The 17405-nt window shown below is 59.8% G+C and carries 16 protein-coding genes; 8 read left to right on the top strand and 8 right to left on the bottom strand.

The features are described 5' to 3' along the window. The first annotated feature begins 34 nt into the window (after window positions 1-34). Both O4G74_RS05935 and O4G74_RS05930 read left to right on the top strand, forming a co-directional pair. Entirely contained in the window at window positions 35-982 is a 948-nt protein-coding gene (locus O4G74_RS05935; protein ID WP_269401721.1) for an alpha/beta fold hydrolase, read from the top strand. Window positions 983-1060: 78 nt separating this feature from the next. Continuing rightward, on the top strand, window positions 1061-1723 hold the full coding sequence (locus O4G74_RS05930) for a glutathione S-transferase (RefSeq protein WP_269401720.1): 663 nt from the start codon (window positions 1061-1063) through the stop codon (window positions 1721-1723). 3 nt (window positions 1724-1726) lie between these two features. On the opposite strand, the gene bfr is transcribed toward O4G74_RS05930, so the two are convergent. Together bfr and O4G74_RS05920 are read right to left on the bottom strand one after the other, a co-directional pair. Further along, window positions 1727-2221, bottom strand: a complete 495-nt coding sequence (gene bfr, locus O4G74_RS05925) for a bacterioferritin (protein WP_269401719.1) — start codon at window positions 2219-2221, stop codon at window positions 1727-1729. Between the two features lie 186 nt (window positions 2222-2407). Further along, window positions 2408-2608 carry a (2Fe-2S)-binding protein gene (locus O4G74_RS05920; protein WP_119454856.1) on the bottom strand — a complete coding sequence of 67 codons (201 nt, stop codon included), beginning with the start codon at window positions 2606-2608 and terminating at the stop codon, window positions 2408-2410. A gap of 155 nt (window positions 2609-2763) precedes the next feature. Here O4G74_RS05920 and O4G74_RS05915 point away from each other — a divergent pair, with 155 nt between their 5' ends. The 3 genes from O4G74_RS05915 (at window position 2764) to O4G74_RS05905 (ending at window position 5220) form a co-directional block, all read left to right on the top strand. Then, window positions 2764-4365, top strand: coding sequence for a lysine--tRNA ligase (locus tag O4G74_RS05915; RefSeq protein WP_269401718.1), 1602 nt, complete (start codon window positions 2764-2766; stop codon window positions 4363-4365). Between the two features lie 10 nt (window positions 4366-4375). Then, window positions 4376-4735 carry a hypothetical protein gene (locus O4G74_RS05910; protein ID WP_269401717.1) on the top strand — a complete coding sequence of 120 codons (360 nt, stop codon included), beginning with the start codon at window positions 4376-4378 and terminating at the stop codon, window positions 4733-4735. A gap of 95 nt (window positions 4736-4830) precedes the next feature. After that, on the top strand, window positions 4831-5220 hold the full coding sequence (locus tag O4G74_RS05905) for a hypothetical protein (RefSeq protein ID WP_269401716.1): 390 nt from the start codon (window positions 4831-4833) through the stop codon (window positions 5218-5220). 65 nt (window positions 5221-5285) lie between these two features. Here the strand turns inward: O4G74_RS05905 and O4G74_RS05900 are convergent, their stop codons facing one another. After that, window positions 5286-8744, bottom strand: coding sequence for an indolepyruvate ferredoxin oxidoreductase family protein (locus tag O4G74_RS05900; protein WP_269401715.1), 3459 nt, complete (start codon window positions 8742-8744; stop codon window positions 5286-5288). 129 nt (window positions 8745-8873) lie between these two features. Here O4G74_RS05900 and O4G74_RS05895 point away from each other — a divergent pair, with 129 nt between their 5' ends. After that, entirely contained in the window at window positions 8874-9368 is a 495-nt protein-coding gene (locus tag O4G74_RS05895; RefSeq protein WP_119378756.1) for an Lrp/AsnC family transcriptional regulator, read from the top strand. Next, entirely contained in the window at window positions 9368-10507 is a 1140-nt protein-coding gene (locus O4G74_RS05890; protein WP_269401714.1) for a serine hydrolase domain-containing protein, read from the top strand. Before O4G74_RS05895 ends, O4G74_RS05890 begins: the two co-directional genes overlap by 1 nt. On the opposite strand, the gene O4G74_RS05885 is transcribed toward O4G74_RS05890, so the two are convergent. Beyond that, on the bottom strand, window positions 10508-11584 hold the full coding sequence (locus tag O4G74_RS05885; RefSeq protein ID WP_269401713.1) for a DUF2332 domain-containing protein: 1077 nt from the start codon (window positions 11582-11584) through the stop codon (window positions 10508-10510). It abuts the gene before it with no gap. Window positions 11585-11593: 9 nt separating this feature from the next. Then, window positions 11594-12772: a thiolase family protein gene (locus tag O4G74_RS05880; RefSeq protein ID WP_269401712.1), complete on the bottom strand. Its 1179-nt coding sequence runs from the start codon at window positions 12770-12772 to the stop codon at window positions 11594-11596. 257 nt (window positions 12773-13029) lie between these two features. Here O4G74_RS05880 and O4G74_RS05875 point away from each other — a divergent pair, with 257 nt between their 5' ends. Beyond that, window positions 13030-14166, top strand: a complete 1137-nt coding sequence (locus O4G74_RS05875; protein ID WP_269401711.1) for a zinc-binding dehydrogenase — start codon at window positions 13030-13032, stop codon at window positions 14164-14166. Between the two features lie 4 nt (window positions 14167-14170). On the opposite strand, the gene O4G74_RS05870 is transcribed toward O4G74_RS05875, so the two are convergent. The 3 genes from O4G74_RS05870 to O4G74_RS05860 form a co-directional block, all read right to left on the bottom strand. Next, window positions 14171-14584: a hypothetical protein gene (locus O4G74_RS05870; RefSeq protein WP_269401710.1), complete on the bottom strand. Its 414-nt coding sequence runs from the start codon at window positions 14582-14584 to the stop codon at window positions 14171-14173. Between the two features lie 81 nt (window positions 14585-14665). Then, window positions 14666-15016: a DUF1801 domain-containing protein gene (locus O4G74_RS05865; RefSeq protein ID WP_269401709.1), complete on the bottom strand. Its 351-nt coding sequence runs from the start codon at window positions 15014-15016 to the stop codon at window positions 14666-14668. 179 nt (window positions 15017-15195) lie between these two features. Then, window positions 15196-17379, bottom strand: coding sequence for a M13 family metallopeptidase (locus O4G74_RS05860; protein WP_269401708.1), 2184 nt, complete (start codon window positions 17377-17379; stop codon window positions 15196-15198). Window positions 17380-17405: the final 26 nt, after the last annotated feature.

The raw sequence follows: 17405 nt of genomic DNA, 5'->3' as shown, positions 1-17405 counted from the left end.
GCTGCCGGCGCCTTTTTCTTTGCTAGGCAGGCATATGGACCAGCGAGAAAGAGATCGGCGAAGCAGCTTTGTTCTGCTGGATCAGAACCCGGCGCCAGACGGCGCTGAGCTTGTCTGGTTCAAGGGGATGGCGGGCCGCAGCCTGCGGGCCTGCCTCGCCCCTTCACCGCGCAGTACGCCGCGTGGAACCGCAATTATCTGCCCAGGCCGTACCGAGTTCATCGAGAAGTATTTCGAAACAGCCCGCGACCTGCAGGCCCGCGGTTTTGCCATCGTTATTCTGGACTGGCCCGGTCAGGGCCTCTCGGACCGGCTGCTGGACGACCCGAAGAAAGGTCATATCGACCGGTTCGAGACCTTTATGAGCGCCCTGCGCAATGGGCTCGACGCCATGCCGGGTGACTTGCCCCGACCCTATGTCTGTGTGGCGCACTCCATGGGCGGGGCTATCGCACTGGCGGCAATGGCCCGCAAACTGGTGCGGATGGATGCGGCCGCATTCTCTGCGCCGATGTGGGGTCTGCCGGTCAATCTGGCGGTGCGCTATATCATCTGGGCGATGCGCGCCGTCGGGCGCGATGGCGACTATGCGCGAAAGCCCGGCCCGCCTGAAACGTTTGAGAACAATATCGTCACGCATGACCGCGAACGCTGGCAGCTTCAACGCGACCTCATTGCTGCCGCACCCGAGCTTGAGGTGGGCTCGATGACCTGGGGATGGCTCGGCGCTTCGCTCGACATCCTGAACGAGACATGCAAACCGGCCCTGCTGCGTGGAGTGGACTGCCCCATGTTTGTCGCCAGCGCCGGGGATGAGCAGCTTGTCGATAACAAAGCGCATGCGAGGGTCGCGAAACGTCTTCCGGACTGCACTCATATGAAAATCGAGGGCGCGCGGCATGAGATCCTGATGGAGCAGGACGTATATCGTGATCAGTTCTGGGGCGGGTTCGACCAGTTGCTCGCGAGGTCAGGCCTTTAATTCGTCCGTCCAAGCTCCAGATCACTTCTACCGGCCAGACGCATCCTGCGCAGCAGCCGGACGGCAGGGGGCCGTGACATGATAAAGATCCACCACCTCGAAGACAGCCGCTCGCAGCGCATTCTGTGGCTGCTGGAAGAACTTGGCCTTGACTATGAGGTCATCCGCTATGAGCGCGACCCGCAGACGCGGCTGGCACCCGATGCGCTGCGAGCCATCCATCCGCTCGGCAAGTCGCCTGTTCTGGAAGAAGGCGACGTCATCGTCGCCGAGACGGGTGCCATCATCGAATATGTCATCGATACGCATGCCGCTGGCCGCCTGAAACCCGCCGCTGGCACAGCCGATCAGCGTGCCTGGACCTACTGGATGCATTATGCCGAGGGGTCTGCCATGCCGCCGCTTCTAATGAAGCTGGTATTCCAGATGCTGCCGCAGAATGCGAACCCGCTTGTGCGTCCGGTGGTGAAGGCAATCACATCGAAGGCAGAGAACGGGTTCATCGACCCGCGCCTGAAAGAGCACATCGAGTTCTGGGAGAGCTCGCTAGCGTCCACGGGTTGGTTTGCCGGCAGCGATTTTACCGCCGCCGACATTATCATGAGTTTTCCGTTGGAGGCAGCGGCCAGCCGAAGCGGCGCCGCCCACTATCCAAACATCTCAGGCTTCCTGACCCGCATCCATGAGCGGGTCGCCTATAAGCGGGCGCTGGAACGCGGCGGGCCTTACGCCTATGCGTAAGGCTTATGGAGCCGGGTCGAGCGTCTTGTTCGGCTCGGACTGGAGCTGGATGTAGTTCTGGATGCCGATGCGCTCGACGAGCTCCATCTGGGTTTCCAGATAGTCGATGTGCTCTTCTTCGCTCGCGAGGATCTTCAGGAAGAGATCGCGGGTGACATAATCGCGGCAGCTTTCCGCGTGCTCCATACCATCGCGCAGGACCGGGCAGGCCTCACGCTCAAGCTCAAGATCGCTGGCGAGGATTTCCTCGACTGTCTCGCCGATCTTCAGTTTGCCCAGATCCTGCAGGTTTGGCAGGCCGCCAAGGAAGAGGATGCGCTGGATCAGCCAGTCGGCATGCTCCATCTCCTCGATCGATTCCTTGTACTCATGCTCACCCAGGATGGAGACACCCCAGTCCATCAGCATGCGCGAGTGTAGGAAATACTGGTTGATCGCCGTCAGCTCATTCTTGAGACAAGCGTTCAGGAATTCGATGACTTTCGGGTCGCCCTTCATGGTGCACTCCTGAGGTCGAAGGTTTCTGTTATTCGCCGGAATACCACCGAAAAGCACCGATTCAAGCAAAAAAGTTGTATAAAATCAGATGCTTATGATAGTGAGAAGCAATTGCACAGATGCATTGCCCGAAGCGGCTGTTTTAATTTGAGTTTGTCTTGAACGGAGGCGCCGGGCGCCAGGCGATTATTCTGCAGCGGCTTGAAGTGGCTCGAGCGCCGTTGCTTCGACCCGCTCGGAAATCATCTCGCCGATCGTCGTTCTGCACTTGCCGCAATTGAAAGCACAGCCATGATGGGCCTGGACCGCTTCGGGGCTGCGTGCACCGGCATCGACCGCGTCGCGGATGCCGGAATCATTAATGCGTCTGCAAATGCAAATGATCATGGTTCTCAACTAGCGACTTTGAGAATGAATGTCAATCGAAAGAGGTGCAGCCTCGTTGTCTGCCCCGTGCAGCGCCATGCGCCTGCCCCAGCTTGACCGCACGTCCCTGCCCTTCTACCTCCGCCACAGTTTAACCGGACTTGAGTGGAGACATCATGGGCACGCTTCCAGAGCTTGCAGGCACGGCGAAGGCATGGCCTTTCGAACAGGCACGTGCGCTGCTGAAACGGCTCGAGAATATGGAGCGTGCGGGCAAACCCAAACAGGGCCCGGTCACGTTCGAGACGGGCTATGGCCCTTCCGGCCTTCCTCATATCGGCACGTTCGGTGAAGTCGTCCGCACGACGATGGTGCGCACGGCCTTCGAAACGCTGACCGAGGGCAAGTATGAAACGCGCATGATCTGCGTGTCAGACGACATGGACGGCATGCGCAAGGTCCCGCCGACGGTGCCGAACCCGAAGGACCTGGAAGCCTATATGCAGATGCCGCTGACGGCAGTGCCGGACCCGTTCGGCACGCATGAAAGCTATGGCGCGCATATGGGCGCACGCCTCTGCGCCTTCTTGGACAGCTTTGGTTTTGAGTATGAGTTCAAGTCGGCGACGACGCTCTACAAGACCGGCGTGTTCGATGAGGCGCTGCTGCGGGCGCTCGAAAAGTTCGATGAGATCATGGCGGTCATGCTCCCGACGCTCGGCGCAGAGCGTCAGGCGACCTATTCGCCCTTCCTGCCGATCTCACCTTCGACGGGCCGGGTGCTCTATGTGCCAATGAAGGCAACCGACGCGAAGGCCGGTACGATCACCTTTGAGGACGAAGATGGCACCGACGTCACCATCCCGGTCACGGGCGGCAACACCAAGCTGCAATGGAAGCCGGATTTCGGTATGCGCTGGGCAGCGCTCGGCGTCGATTTCGAGATGTTTGGCAAGGACCACCAGGACAATGCGCCGATCTATTCGAAGATCTGCAAGATTCTCGGCAGTCAGCCGCCACAGCAATATGTCTATGAGCTCTTCCTCGATGAAAAGGGTGAGAAGATTTCCAAGACCAAGGGCAATGGCATTTCGGTCGAGGACTGGCTGGCCTATGCGCCGCAGGAAAGCCTGTCGTTGTTCCAGTTCCAGAAGCCACGCGTTGCAAAGAAGCTTTATTTCGACGTTATCCCGAAGGCGGTTGATGAGTATCTGACCTTCCTGTCGAAATACCCGGAAGAAGAGCCAGCACGCCAGATCGAGAACCCCGTTTGGCATATCCATTCCGGCAATCCGCCGGAAGGCGATACGCCTGTGTCCTTTGCGCTGCTGCTCAACCTCGTCAGCGCCGCAAACACAGAGACCAAGGAACAGCTCTGGGATTTCATCTCGCGCTATGCGCCTGAGGCCAGCGCTGAGAGCCATCCCTTCCTCGACAAGCTCGCTGGCTATGCCATCCGCTATTATGAGGACTTCGTGAAGCCGACCAAGGTCTACCGTGCGCCCGACGAGAAAGAGCGCGCGGCGATGGAAGACCTAGCAAACCGCCTGTCGTCTCTTGAAGGCGAAGCCGATGCCGAGATGCTTCAGAACCTGACCTTCGAGATCGGCAAGTCGCACGAGTTCGAGAACCTTCGCGACTGGTTCAAGGCGCTTTACGAAGTGCTGCTCGGCCAGAGCCAGGGCCCGCGCTTTGGCGGCTTTGCGGCCCTCTATGGCGTGCACGAAACGGCGAGGCTGATAAAGGGGGCGCTGGCGCGGGACACAGAATCGGCTTGAGGCTGAGCGCATGAAAGCGCTCTTCCTTGCCCCGCTCGCTCTTTATGCCCTGTCCGGCTGCCTTGCCGCCAGTGTCGCCGGTGCCACGGTTGGCGCGATCGGCTCTGGTGTCGAACTGGCCGGCAAGACCGTCTACTATACCGGCAAGGGCGCTGTCGGCCTTGTCTCTGGCGGTGACGGCGTGCCCGTCACAGTTGCCGACGATATCGGCAACATTGAGCGCGGGCGCCTGAAACTGACGGTCCGGTTCAAAGATCGCGGTGACATGTATGTCAGCGACCGGATCATTCCGGCGCGCGCCTTGGAAGACGAACTCGACGCCCTGTCGGAGCGTGATGATGTCGTCGACGTCTATGTCGACAGGCCCTGATAGCTCAACAGTTAACCAATAAAACCTGCCTATCTCCAAGGCCTGCCTTAAGACCTTTCTGCCAGCTTATATGCGGGCAATGAGGGGGCAATCGCATGAGGGGACTGCTCGCAACGGTATTGGTCGGCGCAGGGCTGACGTCAGGCTGCACCGTGGCCAAGGTGACAGGCGAGGCAGCTGCCCTGCCTTTCAAGGGCGCCTATCATGGGACGCGCGCGGCCGGCACAGGCCTATACTATACCGGACGCGGCGCGTATGCCGTCGGCAAGGGCGCCTACCAGGTCGGCAAGTTCCCCATCGAGGTGGCTGACGGTGTTCTGGATGCATCCGCGCGAGTGCTGACGCTAACCATCTTGACGCTGAACGCGGCCGGACAGGTCAGCTCGATAAGCAAGGACATTGCTGCGGCGTCGCTCTACGCAGAACTTGCGGCACTGGAGAGCAGCGCGAGCGTGATGGAAGTGATCGTGAGTGTCGCGAGCTGATCCAAAGAAAAAGACCGCCCCCTTAGTCGGAAGCGGCCTTTTCGGAGCGGTTTGATCTTCCGGGCCTATTCAGCCGCGATCAGCGTCTTTTTCTGCTTCGGCATGCCACCTTCCGGCCAGTTCTGCATCAGTTCGGCCTCATGCCCCTTGGCTGCCTCAACAGAGGCTTCCTTGACGTGGCCATAGCCGCGAATCTCGTCCGGGATGGACGCAATCGCAATGGCGAGCTCGTGGTTCTTCTTGGTCAGCTTGCCTGACATGTCGGCGACGCGCTCAAGATAGTTATCGCGGAGCCCGCGCTCCATCTTGCGCTCTTCGGTATAGCCAAATGGGTCAAAAGCGGTGCCGCGGAGACCCTTGAAGCGGCGCATCACGCTGAAGACGGTTTTCATCCATGGGCCGAACGGCTTCTTCTTGAGATGACCGTTGGAGTCCTTCTTCGCGATCAGCGGCGGTGCCATCAGATAGCTGATCTTCCCGCCGTGGAAGGTCTCGCGAAGCTTCTTCTCGAAAGATCCATCAGTGTAGAGACGCGCAACTTCATACTCGTCCTTGTAGGCCATGAGCTTGAAGGCGAACTTCGCGACAGCCGTCGTGAAGCCCTCGCCCAGACCTGCGGCCTCTTCATCCCTGCGGACTTTCGCAACGAGGTCGCGGTACTTCTGGGCGTAGGCTTCGTTCTGGTAAGCCGTGAGGCGTTCGGCGCGGTTCTCGATCAGCTCATCGAGCGTCATCGGTTTCACGTCGCCGCGCGGATCTGAGGTCTGCTCAAGGCGGTCCGGGTCGACAGCGGCAATTCGGCCAACGTCGAAGGCCTTCATGTTCTCTTCGATCTTCACGCCATTGAGCTTGATCGCGCGGTAAAGACCGCGAAGGGAGACGGGCACGAGGCCTTTCTGCCAGGCGTAACCGACCATGATCATGTTGGTGTAGATCGCGTCGTTGAGATAGCCAAGCGCAAGCGATTCTGCGTCGATCGAGCCAAAGTCCTTGGCCTGACGCTTCACGCGGGCGGCGAGAAGCTGGCTTTCAAAGGTCTTGGAACGGTCGCGGATAAACTCGCTGGTTGGCGTCACGTCGGCGTTTGCCGTCACGTGCGTGCGGCTGACATCCATGAGCGAGATGGCGTCACCGCCAGCGGCCACGACAAGGTCACAGCCGATGATGGCGTCGCAGGAAGCAGGCGGCACCCGGCCGGTGGAGATCATCTCTGGCTCTTTGGCAAAGCGCAGGTGCGAGAGCACGGGCCCGCCCTTCTGGGCGAGACCGGTCATGTCCAGCGACGAGGCAGCATTGCCGTCCACATGGGCGGCCATGGCAAGCACAGCAGCGACCGTCGTGACGCCTGTCCCGCCAACGCCAGTGAACAGGACGTTCCACGGCTGGGCGACTGGCGGCAGGTCTGGCAGCGGCAGGTGGGAAGCATCCACTTCGAGAACCGGCGCATCGTCGGCCGCGAAATGTGCATCCTTGACGGTCACAAAGCTCGGACAGAAGCCGCGCAGGCAAGACAGGTCAGTATTACAGGTCGACTGGTTGATGCGGCGCTTGCGACCAAGTTCGGTCTCGACCGGCTCAACGGAGAGACAGTTCGACTTGATCGAGCAGTCGCCGCAGCCTTCGCAGACTTCCTGGTTGATCATCACGCGAACGCGGTCTGGCGCACGCAGACCACGCTTGGACCGGCGGCGTTTCTCAGTGGCGCAGACCTGATCATAGATCATGACCGAAACGCCTTTGGTATCGCGCAGCATTTTCTGCACGTCATCAAGCTCTTCGCGGTCATAGATGCGAACTGCACGCGGCAGGCCTTTGACGCCAGCATAGCGGGTCGGGTCTTCGGTCACGATAACGATCTTCGTGACGCCTTCGGCCTCAACCTGCTGGGCGATATTGACCGGCGTCTGGCCGGACTCGACTGTCTGGCCGCCCGTCATGGCAACCGCGTCATTATACAGGATCTTGTAGGTCATATTCGCGCCGGAGGTGACCGCAGCACGAATGGCGAGTGAACCTGAGTGCGAATAGGTGCCGTCGCCGAGATTTACGAACATATGGTCTTCGTCAGTCGCAAAATACTGGCCGATCCAGGCCACGCCTTCGCCGCCCATCTGGCTGGTCATGTCGGTCTTACGGTCCGGCATGAAGTTCGCCATGTAGTGACAACCGATGCCAGCAAGCGCACGCGAGCCTTCCGGCACGGTGGTTGAGGTGTTGTGCGGGCAACCCGAACAATAGTGCGGCGTGCGAACAGTTGGCGACGCGTTTGATTGTGCGGCCTGACCGGCTGCACCGACGCGCTGGAAGTAGCGGTCGGCGGCGCTCTTGTCCCATTCGCCCGGAACGGCACCCACAAGGGCGTGCGCCATTTCAGGCACCGGAATGGACGAAACCTGGCTGAGCAGCGGCTTGCCGAAACGGTCCTGCTTGCCTTCGATAAAGGGCCGCTCATTGTCTGGCAGGCTGTACAGGACAGACCGGAGCTGTTCTTCGATCAATGGGCGCTTGTGCTCGATCACCAGGACGCGCTCGAGGCCCTTGCAGAACTCACGGATCCGTGTCGGCTCAAGCGGCCATGGCATTGCAACCTTGAAGATGCTGATCCCGAGTCGGCCCGCTTCTTCCGGTGTGATGCCGATGGCGGCAAGCGCCTCGAATATGTCACGGGCGGCCTGACCGGTCGTGATAATACCCACGCGTGGCTTCGGCGATGGAACGAGAACATGATCAAGCTGGTTTGCGCGGACCCACGCCTGGGCGGCCGGCAGTTTTACTTCGCGCAGACGGCGCTCTTTCTCGATCGGGTTGTCGCCGCGGCGCATATGGACGCCGCCTTCCGGGAAATCGAATTCGGGCGTGATCAGTTTGAGCCGGTTCAAGGTCACATCGACGACGGCACCAGAGTCCATCGTGTCGGCCAGCGCGATCAGGGAGGACCATGCGCCGGAGAAACGGCTCATCGCCCAGCCATGGATGCCGTAATCGAGAACGTCCTGGATGGAGGCGGGGTTAAGGACAGGAATTTCCGCGTCGCGCATCGCATATTCCGACTGCGACGGCAGGGTTGAGGATTTGCAAGTATGGTCGTCACCGCAAATGGCGAGAACGCCGCCAAGACGTGAACTGCCTGCGGCATTCGCGTGCTTGAAAGCGTCACCCGTCCGGTCAACGCCGGGGGCCTTGCCGTACCAGATGCCAAACAGGCCGTCGCGCTTTGCGCCCGGAAAGAGCCCCAGTTGCTGTGAGCCCCAGACTGCAGTTGCACCGAGGTCTTCGTTAAGCCCTTCCCAGAACTCGATCTCATGCTTGTCGAGCCACTTGCCGGCGGCGCGAAGCTGCTGGTCGTATCCGCCGAGCGGCGAGCCGCGATAGCCGGAAATGAAACCTGCTGTATTGTACCCGGCTTCGAGGTCCAGACGCTTCTGATCGAGCGGCAGGCGCACCAGCGCCTGGATGCCCGTCATATAGGCATGGCCCTCGACAAGATCGTATTTATCGTTCAGCGTGACTTCGCGGTGTTCCAAGGAACGGCTCCCATATATTTTTGAAGCTATATTATTTGCATTTTTTCCCGAAAATGCTTGCCCATATTGCCGTATATAGCGTAAGAACAGGCATGGTGTTCCACTTTGAAGCGCGTATAGGGAGAAAAATTGCCCCAATCACTTGATGCCATCGACGCGAAGATTCTGGACCTTATCCAGAAAGATGCCGCCCTGTCCGTTGCCGAGATCGCAGACCGGGTGGGACTATCGTCTTCTCCTTGCTGGCGCCGGATCAAGCGCATGGAAGAAGCCGGCATTATCCGGGGCCGCGTGACCCTGCTTGAACGTGATGCGCTGGGTCTGGGTTTCGAAGTGGTGGCGAGCGTGAAACTGGCACTGCCAAGCAAGGAAAACCTCGCCAAGTTCGAAGCGCTGGTGCTGAAATGGGCTGAAGTCCTCGAGTGCATGACCGTAACTGGCGCTGTCGATTATGTGATCCGCATCACGACCACTGACATGCACGCCTATGACACGTTTCTGCGCGAGAAACTGCTCGGCTCAGGCCTCGTTTCGGACGTCCAGTCCCGTATCGTGATCAACATAGCCAAGCGCACCACGGCGCTGCCACTTGGCCTCGTCAGCGATTACGTGCCGGCAAGCTGATGGCAGGGCGGTCCCTGCCCTCTCCGCTCCGAAAGTTCGCGGCCCTCGCCGGCGCGCTCAGCCTCTCTGCTTTGCCCGCCATCGCCGCGCCCGTCACACAGACTTGGCTGGATGAGCAAGTTGAACAAATCCACGAAGACTATGGCCTGATCGCACTCGGTGCGGGTGTACTGGAAGTCGGCGGCGAACCTGTAATCGCCGTAGCCGGCACGGAGAGTTCAGGCTCAAGTATCCCGGTCGCGAAAGACGCTGCCTGGCATATTGGCTCGAATACGAAGGCGCTAACGGCGCTTCTCTATGCCCGGCTCGTCGAACAAGGGGCAGCCGATTGGGGCGCGTCCGTCGCGTCGCTGTTCCGGGACGAGGTAGACGCGATCAATCCAGCCTGGAACGACGTCACGATCGAAGACCTGTTCGCCCACCGGTCTGGCGTAGGACAAATTGGCCCGGTCTGGCTCCTCTCACGCGCGGCTGATGAAAGTCCCCTGACTGCGCAGCGCCTCAAAACAGTTCGCGCAAGGCTGGCCGAACCTCCCCCCGGAAAAATTGGCGCGTTCGACTACAGCAATCTCAATTACATCATTGCCGGGTCGGCCATTGAAGTGATTACGGGTCTGCGCTGGGAAGACGCGATCCGAGCGCAGGTTTTTGAGTTCGAAGGCAGCGACTGGGCTGCTGACTGGGGCTTTGGCGCTCCGCAATCAGGGCCGGTGGGACATAACAAGCTGTTTGGCTTCAAGGTCGGTGCTGGCCGCGATAGCGGCGCCGACAATCCTCCAGCGCTTGGCCCTGCAGGCACGGCGCACGCGCCGATTGAAAGCCACCTTCGATTACTTGCCACCTTCATCGATCAGGACAGCGACCTTATGACCGAGAGCACGCGCCAGAAGCTGCTAGCGCCATGGCCGGATGAAGACGCTGACTATGCCATGGGCTGGGGCATTGGCAGCCGTGACGAGCTTGGCCGGGTCTATGCCCATCGCGGCTCAAACACGATGTGGCTCTCACACGTCGAACTCGTTCCGGAGAAGGATGCAGTGCTTATCGTGAACACAAACATCTATACAGAACGAGCCAGCGAGGCCGTTGGCGCGTTCGTATCTGCCATTGAAGCCCAATTCGCCGCCCCCGCAGACTGATCAATCTGGTGGCGCGATCACCTGCGTGACGTGGCCATTCGAGCGATTAAGCCGCTTCGCCTCACCACCGGGCCAGACCTGCAGTCGCGTTTCCATCATTGGCGTATCCGTTTTGCCGCCGAACAGGGCTTCGGATTCATAGGAGAGCCATGCCAGTGGCGCCTCGGTTGTGGCGCGCTTGCCGTAAGCCGCCATCATGCTCATTATCTGGCCGATCACCTCGCGGGGCGGATAGATCAGGAAAACGGAATGAAAGACGACTGTCAGGCCATTCGCCGGGCGGGTCTCCAGCTTGCGTGCGAGCCAGTCTGCAGCGTCCGCCTTCTCCACTGAGATACCGGTCTCCTGGGCAAGCCGTACCGCCGCATCAAGGCGCGACAGGCGCTCTTCCTGATCTGGCCAGGTATAGCATTTGAGGCGCATTACCTGGTCAGGGTCGTTGAGATCGAAAGGAGAAAGGTCACAGGCGGCACGCCTCTCGACGTGCGGCTGAGCGTCAAGATGGTCTGGCGGCGCAAGCTGCCAGTCGGTCGTGATCGTGACGCCGCTATCAGGCTTCTGCAGACGCTTCCAGTTGGCGGTCGAATAGCTGTAGCGGTCCCAGTTCTGGTTGAGGCCCGCGCTCGCGCCGAGCTCCAGCAGATGCATGGGCATGTCGAAACGGTGCGCCAACTCCAGAAATCCTGGCAGGAGCGCAATGCAGCGCCGGGTCTCGTTTGTCTGTGGGGGGCTTTCAAGGAAAGCCGTCACCCAGCCCCGGTTTCCAGCCAGCCAGTCGCAAGCGAGCGGCCAGACCTTGCTCATCGTCCAGTCTGGGTCCGATGCCGGATATGTGCGCGCCAGGTTGGGCGCACGGCCCGTCAGCACCGCGTGATGCAGGCAGCCTGCCAGCCGGAGAGCCAGTGCATCCTTGCGAGGGTTTGTAGGCCAATCAGCAACAAGGCCGGCGATTATTCCGCCGGCCTCGAAATCTTCTGCGAAGGCGAAGCAAAGCTCCCCCATGAAGGGCGAACCCAGTGTCCGGCACCATTCCGCCTGTTCGCGGAAATGGGCCGGAATGATTGTCTCGCCGAGCAAGCCTCGCGCCTAGACGCGCTCGACGCACATTGCGATGCCTTCGCCGCCGCCGATACAAAGCGAGGCGACACCCTTTTTCACATCACGGTCTTCCATCGCTGCGAGGAGCGTGACGAGAATACGTGCACCGGACGCACCGATCGGGTGGCCCATGGCACATGCGCCGCCATTCACATTGACGATGTCATGCGAAAGGCCGAGTTCCTTCATGGCAATCATCGGGACGACAGCAAAAGCTTCGTTGATTTCCCAGAGACCGACATCGTCCTTGGACCAGCCAGCCTTCTCAAGCGCTTTCTTCATTGCCGGCACCGGCGCCGTCGTGAAGTATTGCGGCTCGTGGGCGTGGCTCGACGAAGAGACAATCTTCGCGATTGGCTTCAGACCGCGCTTTTCGGCTTCGGACTGTTTCATCAGGACGAGCGCCGCTGCGCCATCGGAAATGGCCGACGCGTTTGCCGCAGTCACCGTGCCATCCTTGTTAAAGGCCGGGCGCAGCGACGGGATCTTGTCTGGACGGGCCGTGCGGGGAAGCTCATCGGTGTCCACGGTTACGTCACCCTTGCGGGTTTTCATGGTGATCGGAGCAATCTCGCGTTTGAACTTGCCTTCCTCGGTCGCCCTCTGGGCGCGGGCAAGCGTTTCAAGTGCATAGGCGTCCTGCTGTTCTCGCGTGAACTGGTATTCGCGCGCGATCATGTCGGCGAAATTGCCCATCGGGCCGCCTTCATAAGCGTCTTCGAGACCGTCGGTCGCCATATGGTCCTTCATGCCTGCGGCGCCATACTTGTGGCCCTTGCGGAAGTCGACGAGGTGCGGAGCGTTGGTCATCGACTCCATACCGCCGGCGACCACGATGTTCGCATTGCCAGCCGCGATTGCATTTGCGCCCATGACAGTCGCCTGGAGGCCTGAGCCACACATCTTGTTGATGGTGGTGGCTTCGGTGCCCTTGTCGAGGCCCGCCTTGATGGCTGCCTGACGCGCCGGGGCCTGTCCCTGACCCGCAGGCAGGCAGTTGCCCATGATGATTTCATTGACGTCGGTCTCGGAAAGCTTCGCTTCCTCAGACGCGGCCTTCACGACAATCGCGCCGAGCTCATTAGCGGACATGCCGGCAAGGTCGCCAAGCAGGCCGCCCATGGGCGTGCGAGACATACCTACGATTACTACGGGATCATCAGCCATGTTTTCCTCCGGGCTATTCTATCGTCTTTTGCGTGTGCGAAGAGATGCGCCTCACTCGACGCAGCGTCAAGCCCTTAACCGGCTACAGCGAGGCCGCCTTGCGTGCGGTGCAACATCGGCGAACGTTCTGGTATCATCAAATTTTCTTTGCGATGCCGCGCTGGAATTTTCTTTAGTTTTCGTCTTTTCCTTGCGTCCGACAACAGCTGCCTCCATGTCGGTGCGAGCAAAAACAGGCCCGCAAGGAGGAAAGCGAAATGGCTTCAGAACTTCCAGACACATTCAAACAGCTCCGCACGCTCGTCACAGAGGACGGCAAGCTGGAGCTTTCGCTCGCCGACGTGAAAGTGCCTACGCCAGGCGACAATGACATCGTCATCCGCGTCGAGGCAACGCCGATCAACCCGTCGGACCTTGGCCTGCTTGTCGGCGCTGGCGATCTGTCGACGCTTCGCAATGAAGGCAGCAAGGATAACCCGAAGCTGGTTGCTGACATATCGGGCGCTGGCATGCGTGCGATGCAGGCCCGCATTGGCCAATCGCTCGCCGTGGGCAATGAAGGCGCAGGTACGGTCGTCGCAGCTGGTTCGTCGGACGCCGCGCAGGCGCTTATGGGCAAGAAGGTCACCGGTCTTGGCGGTGAATTCTATGGCGAGTACCGCATGTTGAACGTGGCGCAGGTCATGGAACTGCCAGACGATGCATCGGCTCGCGACGGCGCGTCCTGCTTTGTGAACCCGCTGACGGCCCTCTCTTTCCCCGAGACCATGCGCATGGAAGGCCACAAGGCCCTAATCCATACCGCTGCCGCGTCGAACCTCGGCCAGATGCTGAACAAGATCTGTATCGCTGACGGCGTGCCGCTGGTGAACATTGTTCGCAAGCCAGAGCAGGAACAGATCCTGCGCGAGCTTGGCGCCAAGCATGTGGTAAACTCTTCCAGCGAAACCTTCATGGACGACCTGATCAAGGCGATTGCGGAAACGAAGGCGACGCTAGCCTTTGATGCCGTCGGGGGCGGTCCGCTTGCCGGCCAGCTCCTCACCGCGATGGAAGCGGCCGCCAATATCGGCGCGGAGTATAGCCGTTATGGTTCAGCCGACCCCAAGCACGTCTATATCTATGGGCGTCTCGACCTGTCGCCGACCATGATCCCGCCAGGTGTGGGCATGGCGTGGAGCGCGGGTGGCTACCTGCTGACATACTTCCTGCAGAAGATCGGCGCTGAGGGCCGCGAGAAACTTCGCAAGCGCGTCATGGCGGAGCTGAAGACGACGTTCGCAAGCCATTACACGGACGAGATCTCGCTGGCCGAGGCACTCGATCCGGAAACGCTCCAGAACTATAATGCAAAGCGCACGGGCGAGAAATTCCTGATCAACCCGACGCTGTAGGCGGTCAGTTCCCCGCCTGCGCCGCGGCAGATGCGGCGCGGTTCTCTTCGGGCGTGCGTATGTGAATGCGCACGCCCCCCAGAGCCGGGCTTACTGCATCAAACGTGTCGCCTGACGTCATACCTTCCGGATAGGCGATGCAGGTTTCCGATGCTGCAAGGCTCGACGTGGCACAAAGTCGTGCGCCATCCAGCCGGTAAGTGCCTTCGAAAGCTGAACCACTTAATTCACCAACAAAGGTACCATCCTCATTGTAATCGATGACCATGGTATGTCCCTGCGTCGTCATCACGATGCCGTCACGGACGACGAAATAAAGCGTGTCGATAGGCGGCGCAGCCTCGACTAGTGCCGTCTGGGCGTATGCGGCCTGTGCTGCGACAAGCGAGATGGCTGCGAAAGAGAAATATCGGCGCAATCGGGCGCTCCCATAGGAGTGATGTTTGAAGGCTATCATGCAAACGCGCAAATCCAACCGCGATGTGCGGATGAGAAGCCGTCAGGCAGTATCCAGCGCAATTGCCCTGTCGATGATGTCCAGCAACTCATCGTCAATGTCATCCAGCTTCCGGACTTTCACATGCCGTAGCGCCTTGCCGCTGCCTTCGATCCGGCCATAAAAGCCAGACTCTAGCTGTGCGCCTTGCCAGAATTGAAGGTTGCAGTGTTTTGAGTGCGCGACGATAGAAACGACCCGGTCGTGTCCCGTCCAGCATGGCGATCCGTACGCCATCGTCGCGATCAGTGTCGGCCCGCGCTGCGGAATGACGTGTGAAAGTTCCAGCGCGATTGCCTGCACCGGCCCCGAAAGTTTGTCGAAATAAGCGCTGACCGCCATTGGCAAAGGCATTCTACCCTCCATGCTCACCCGGCCTGCCCCTGAGGCAAGAAGGCGTCCTAGAAGCCAGACCTGAAGCTGATTGGAAAGAGAAACATCGCAGGCGAGATCAATTTGATCGCAGTCCGAATGAAAGAAGGGCAGACCTTTTCGGCCTGCCCTTCCCCGATTTTCAGCGAAGTGCGCTCACGCTACCAAATGCGGATACGCTCTTCGGGTGGCAGGTAAAGTTCATCAGTTTCTGCCACGTCGAACGCCTCATACCATTCGTCGAAGTTACGGACGATGCCGTTGACGCGGTACTCAGGCGGAGAGTGCGGATCGGTCAGCAGCTGGTTGCGCTTTGCTTCATCACGATACTTCGCGCGCCAGACCTGCGCCCACGCCATGAAGAAGCGCTGGTCGCCCGTATAGCCGTCGATGACTGGAGCCTGCTCGTCTTCGCTGACGACACCATCGCCATTTGCATCAAGACTGATCTGATAGGCGCGGTAAGCCAGCGACAGTCCGCCAAGATCACCGATATTCTCGCCAAGGGTCAGGCGGCCATTGACGCATGGATCACCTTCGCCAAGCGGGCAATACTGGTTGTACTGGGCCACCAGAGCTGATGTCAGCTCATCAAAGGCGCTGCGATCACTTTCCGACCACCAGTTTGCGAGGACGCCGTCGCCATTGTACTTGGAACCCTGGTCGTCGAAGCCGTGCCCCATTTCATGGCCGATCACGCCGCCGATCGCGCCGTAATTGACGGCCGGGTCAGCACTGATGTTGAAGAATGGCGGCTGCAGGATCGCAGCAGGGAAGACGATCTCGTTATAGCCCGGATTGTAATAGGCGTTAACCGTCTGCGGCGTCATGAACCACTCATTGCGATCTGGCTGTTCGTTCAGACGTGAAAGGTTGTCTTCCATCTGCCAGACGGCCGCATTCACAGCATTCTGGAAAGCGTTGTCGGTGATCTCGAGCGTCTCATAGGTTTCGAACTCAACCGGATAGCCGATCTTCGGGTTGAACTTGTCGAGCTTCTCACGCGCACGCTCACGCGTCTCCTCGCCCATCCATTCGAGGTCTTGGAGGTTCGCGTGCATGGCGGTGCGCAGGTTGGCGACCAGCTCATCCATCCGCTCCTTATTCTCGGCGGGGAAGTGACGGTCGACATAGACCTCGCCAATTGCCTCACCGAGCGTACCGGAGACGGCCGAAACGGCACGCTTCCAGCGCGGGCGCTGCTCTGGCTGGCCGCTGAGGGCCGTGCCGTAGAAAGCGAAGTTCGCGTCATCGATGTCCGAAGGAAGGACAGACGAGAAGTTCGAGAGCATGTGGGCCGCGAGATAGGCTTTCCATGTGTCGAGATCAGCGGTGTTCGCAAGCTCGAACGCGACAGGCATGCCGCCGCCGAGCTTGTCGACATCTTCCTGCGAGAGGCCTGCGGACGCGATTTCGTCTGCTGTCGGCGGAATTTCAGTCACGAGGAACTCTTCCTCACCGCTCACACCCAGCGTCTCCAACGCAGTCGCGAGCGGAAAATCACCTGCAATCGCGATCAGCTCGTCGCGGGTCAGCTTGTTGTAGGTGATCTCCGGGTTGCGGCTAACGGCACGGTCCCAGTCGGCCTGCGCCAGCCGGGTTTCGAGAGCCAGGACGTCAGCTGCTTTCGCCGCGGCATCCTCATAACCTGCCTTGCCCAAAAGGAAGGTAAGTAGTTCTTCGTACTTAGCGCGGATCTCGACCGATTTCTCGTCGTCCTTGAGATAGTACTCGCGGTCCGGAAGACCGAGGCCGCCCATGGACATCTGGAAGATGTAATCATCCGGATTTTTGTCATCGACCCAGACAAAACCATTGATCGGCGAAGAGAAGCCTGGCGACATGAAGACGTTCGCCAGCGACTCGCGGCTGTCGATGGCAGCGATCTTGTCGAGGTACGGCTGAGCTGGCGTCATGCCTGCCGCTTCGATGGCGTCGGTGGCCATATAGGCATTGTAGAATGCCGCGACCTTGCCTTCCGCAGTGTCGATTGGCGGCTCTTCGGCAGCGAGGTCTTCGATGATGAAGCGGGTCTGCTGTTCAGATTTCTCGCGCAGAAGGTCGAATGCACCGTAGCGCGTCTTGTCGGCTGGCAGTTCAAACTCATCGAACCAGTCGCCGCTGACATGCATGAAGAAATTGTCGCCCGGGCGAACCTCAGAATCCATCAGACCGGTATCGATGCCCCAGCTGCCCCAATAGTCGGGCGAGGTGGTTTCGACAACGCGCTGCGAGGCAGCGGCGGTGTCGTTTGTGGGCGGGGTTGGCGCATCAGCCGTTTGTTCAGTCGTGGCACAAGCGCCGAGTAGCGTTGCCGCAGCAACGCCGGACATCAGATATCTCATTTAAGGATTCTCCATTCAGTTTTATT

Origin of the sequence: Henriciella marina (genome assembly GCF_027213945.1) — a bacterium.
Lineage (GTDB): Bacteria > Pseudomonadota > Alphaproteobacteria > Caulobacterales > Hyphomonadaceae > Henriciella > Henriciella marina_A.
Note: the sequence above shows the minus strand (reverse complement) of the source record. Positions and strands in the feature narration are given on the sequence as shown.

What these genes read in the sequence shown, in the direction of transcription:
- O4G74_RS05920 (WP_119454856.1), bottom strand. Translation starts at nt 2,608, where the DNA reads ATGATCATTTGCATTTGCAGACGCATTAATGATTCCGGCATCCGCGAC.
- O4G74_RS05865 (WP_269401709.1), bottom strand. Translation starts at nt 15,016, where the DNA reads ATGCCTTTGCCAATGGCGGTCAGCGCTTATTTCGACAAACTTTCGGGG.
- O4G74_RS05910 (WP_269401717.1), top strand. Translation starts at nt 4,376, where the DNA reads ATGAAAGCGCTCTTCCTTGCCCCGCTCGCTCTTTATGCCCTGTCCGGC.
- O4G74_RS05930 (WP_269401720.1), top strand. Translation starts at nt 1,061, where the DNA reads ATGATAAAGATCCACCACCTCGAAGACAGCCGCTCGCAGCGCATTCTG.
- O4G74_RS05935 (WP_269401721.1), top strand. Translation starts at nt 35, where the DNA reads ATGGACCAGCGAGAAAGAGATCGGCGAAGCAGCTTTGTTCTGCTGGAT.
- O4G74_RS05915 (WP_269401718.1), top strand. Translation starts at nt 2,764, where the DNA reads ATGGGCACGCTTCCAGAGCTTGCAGGCACGGCGAAGGCATGGCCTTTC.
- O4G74_RS05880 (WP_269401712.1), bottom strand. Translation starts at nt 12,772, where the DNA reads ATGGCTGATGATCCCGTAGTAATCGTAGGTATGTCTCGCACGCCCATG.
- O4G74_RS05875 (WP_269401711.1), top strand. Translation starts at nt 13,030, where the DNA reads ATGGCTTCAGAACTTCCAGACACATTCAAACAGCTCCGCACGCTCGTC.
- O4G74_RS05860 (WP_269401708.1), bottom strand. Translation starts at nt 17,379, where the DNA reads ATGAGATATCTGATGTCCGGCGTTGCTGCGGCAACGCTACTCGGCGCT.
- O4G74_RS05905 (WP_269401716.1), top strand. Translation starts at nt 4,831, where the DNA reads ATGAGGGGACTGCTCGCAACGGTATTGGTCGGCGCAGGGCTGACGTCA.
- O4G74_RS05890 (WP_269401714.1), top strand. Translation starts at nt 9,368, where the DNA reads ATGGCAGGGCGGTCCCTGCCCTCTCCGCTCCGAAAGTTCGCGGCCCTC.
- bfr (WP_269401719.1), bottom strand. Translation starts at nt 2,221, where the DNA reads ATGAAGGGCGACCCGAAAGTCATCGAATTCCTGAACGCTTGTCTCAAG.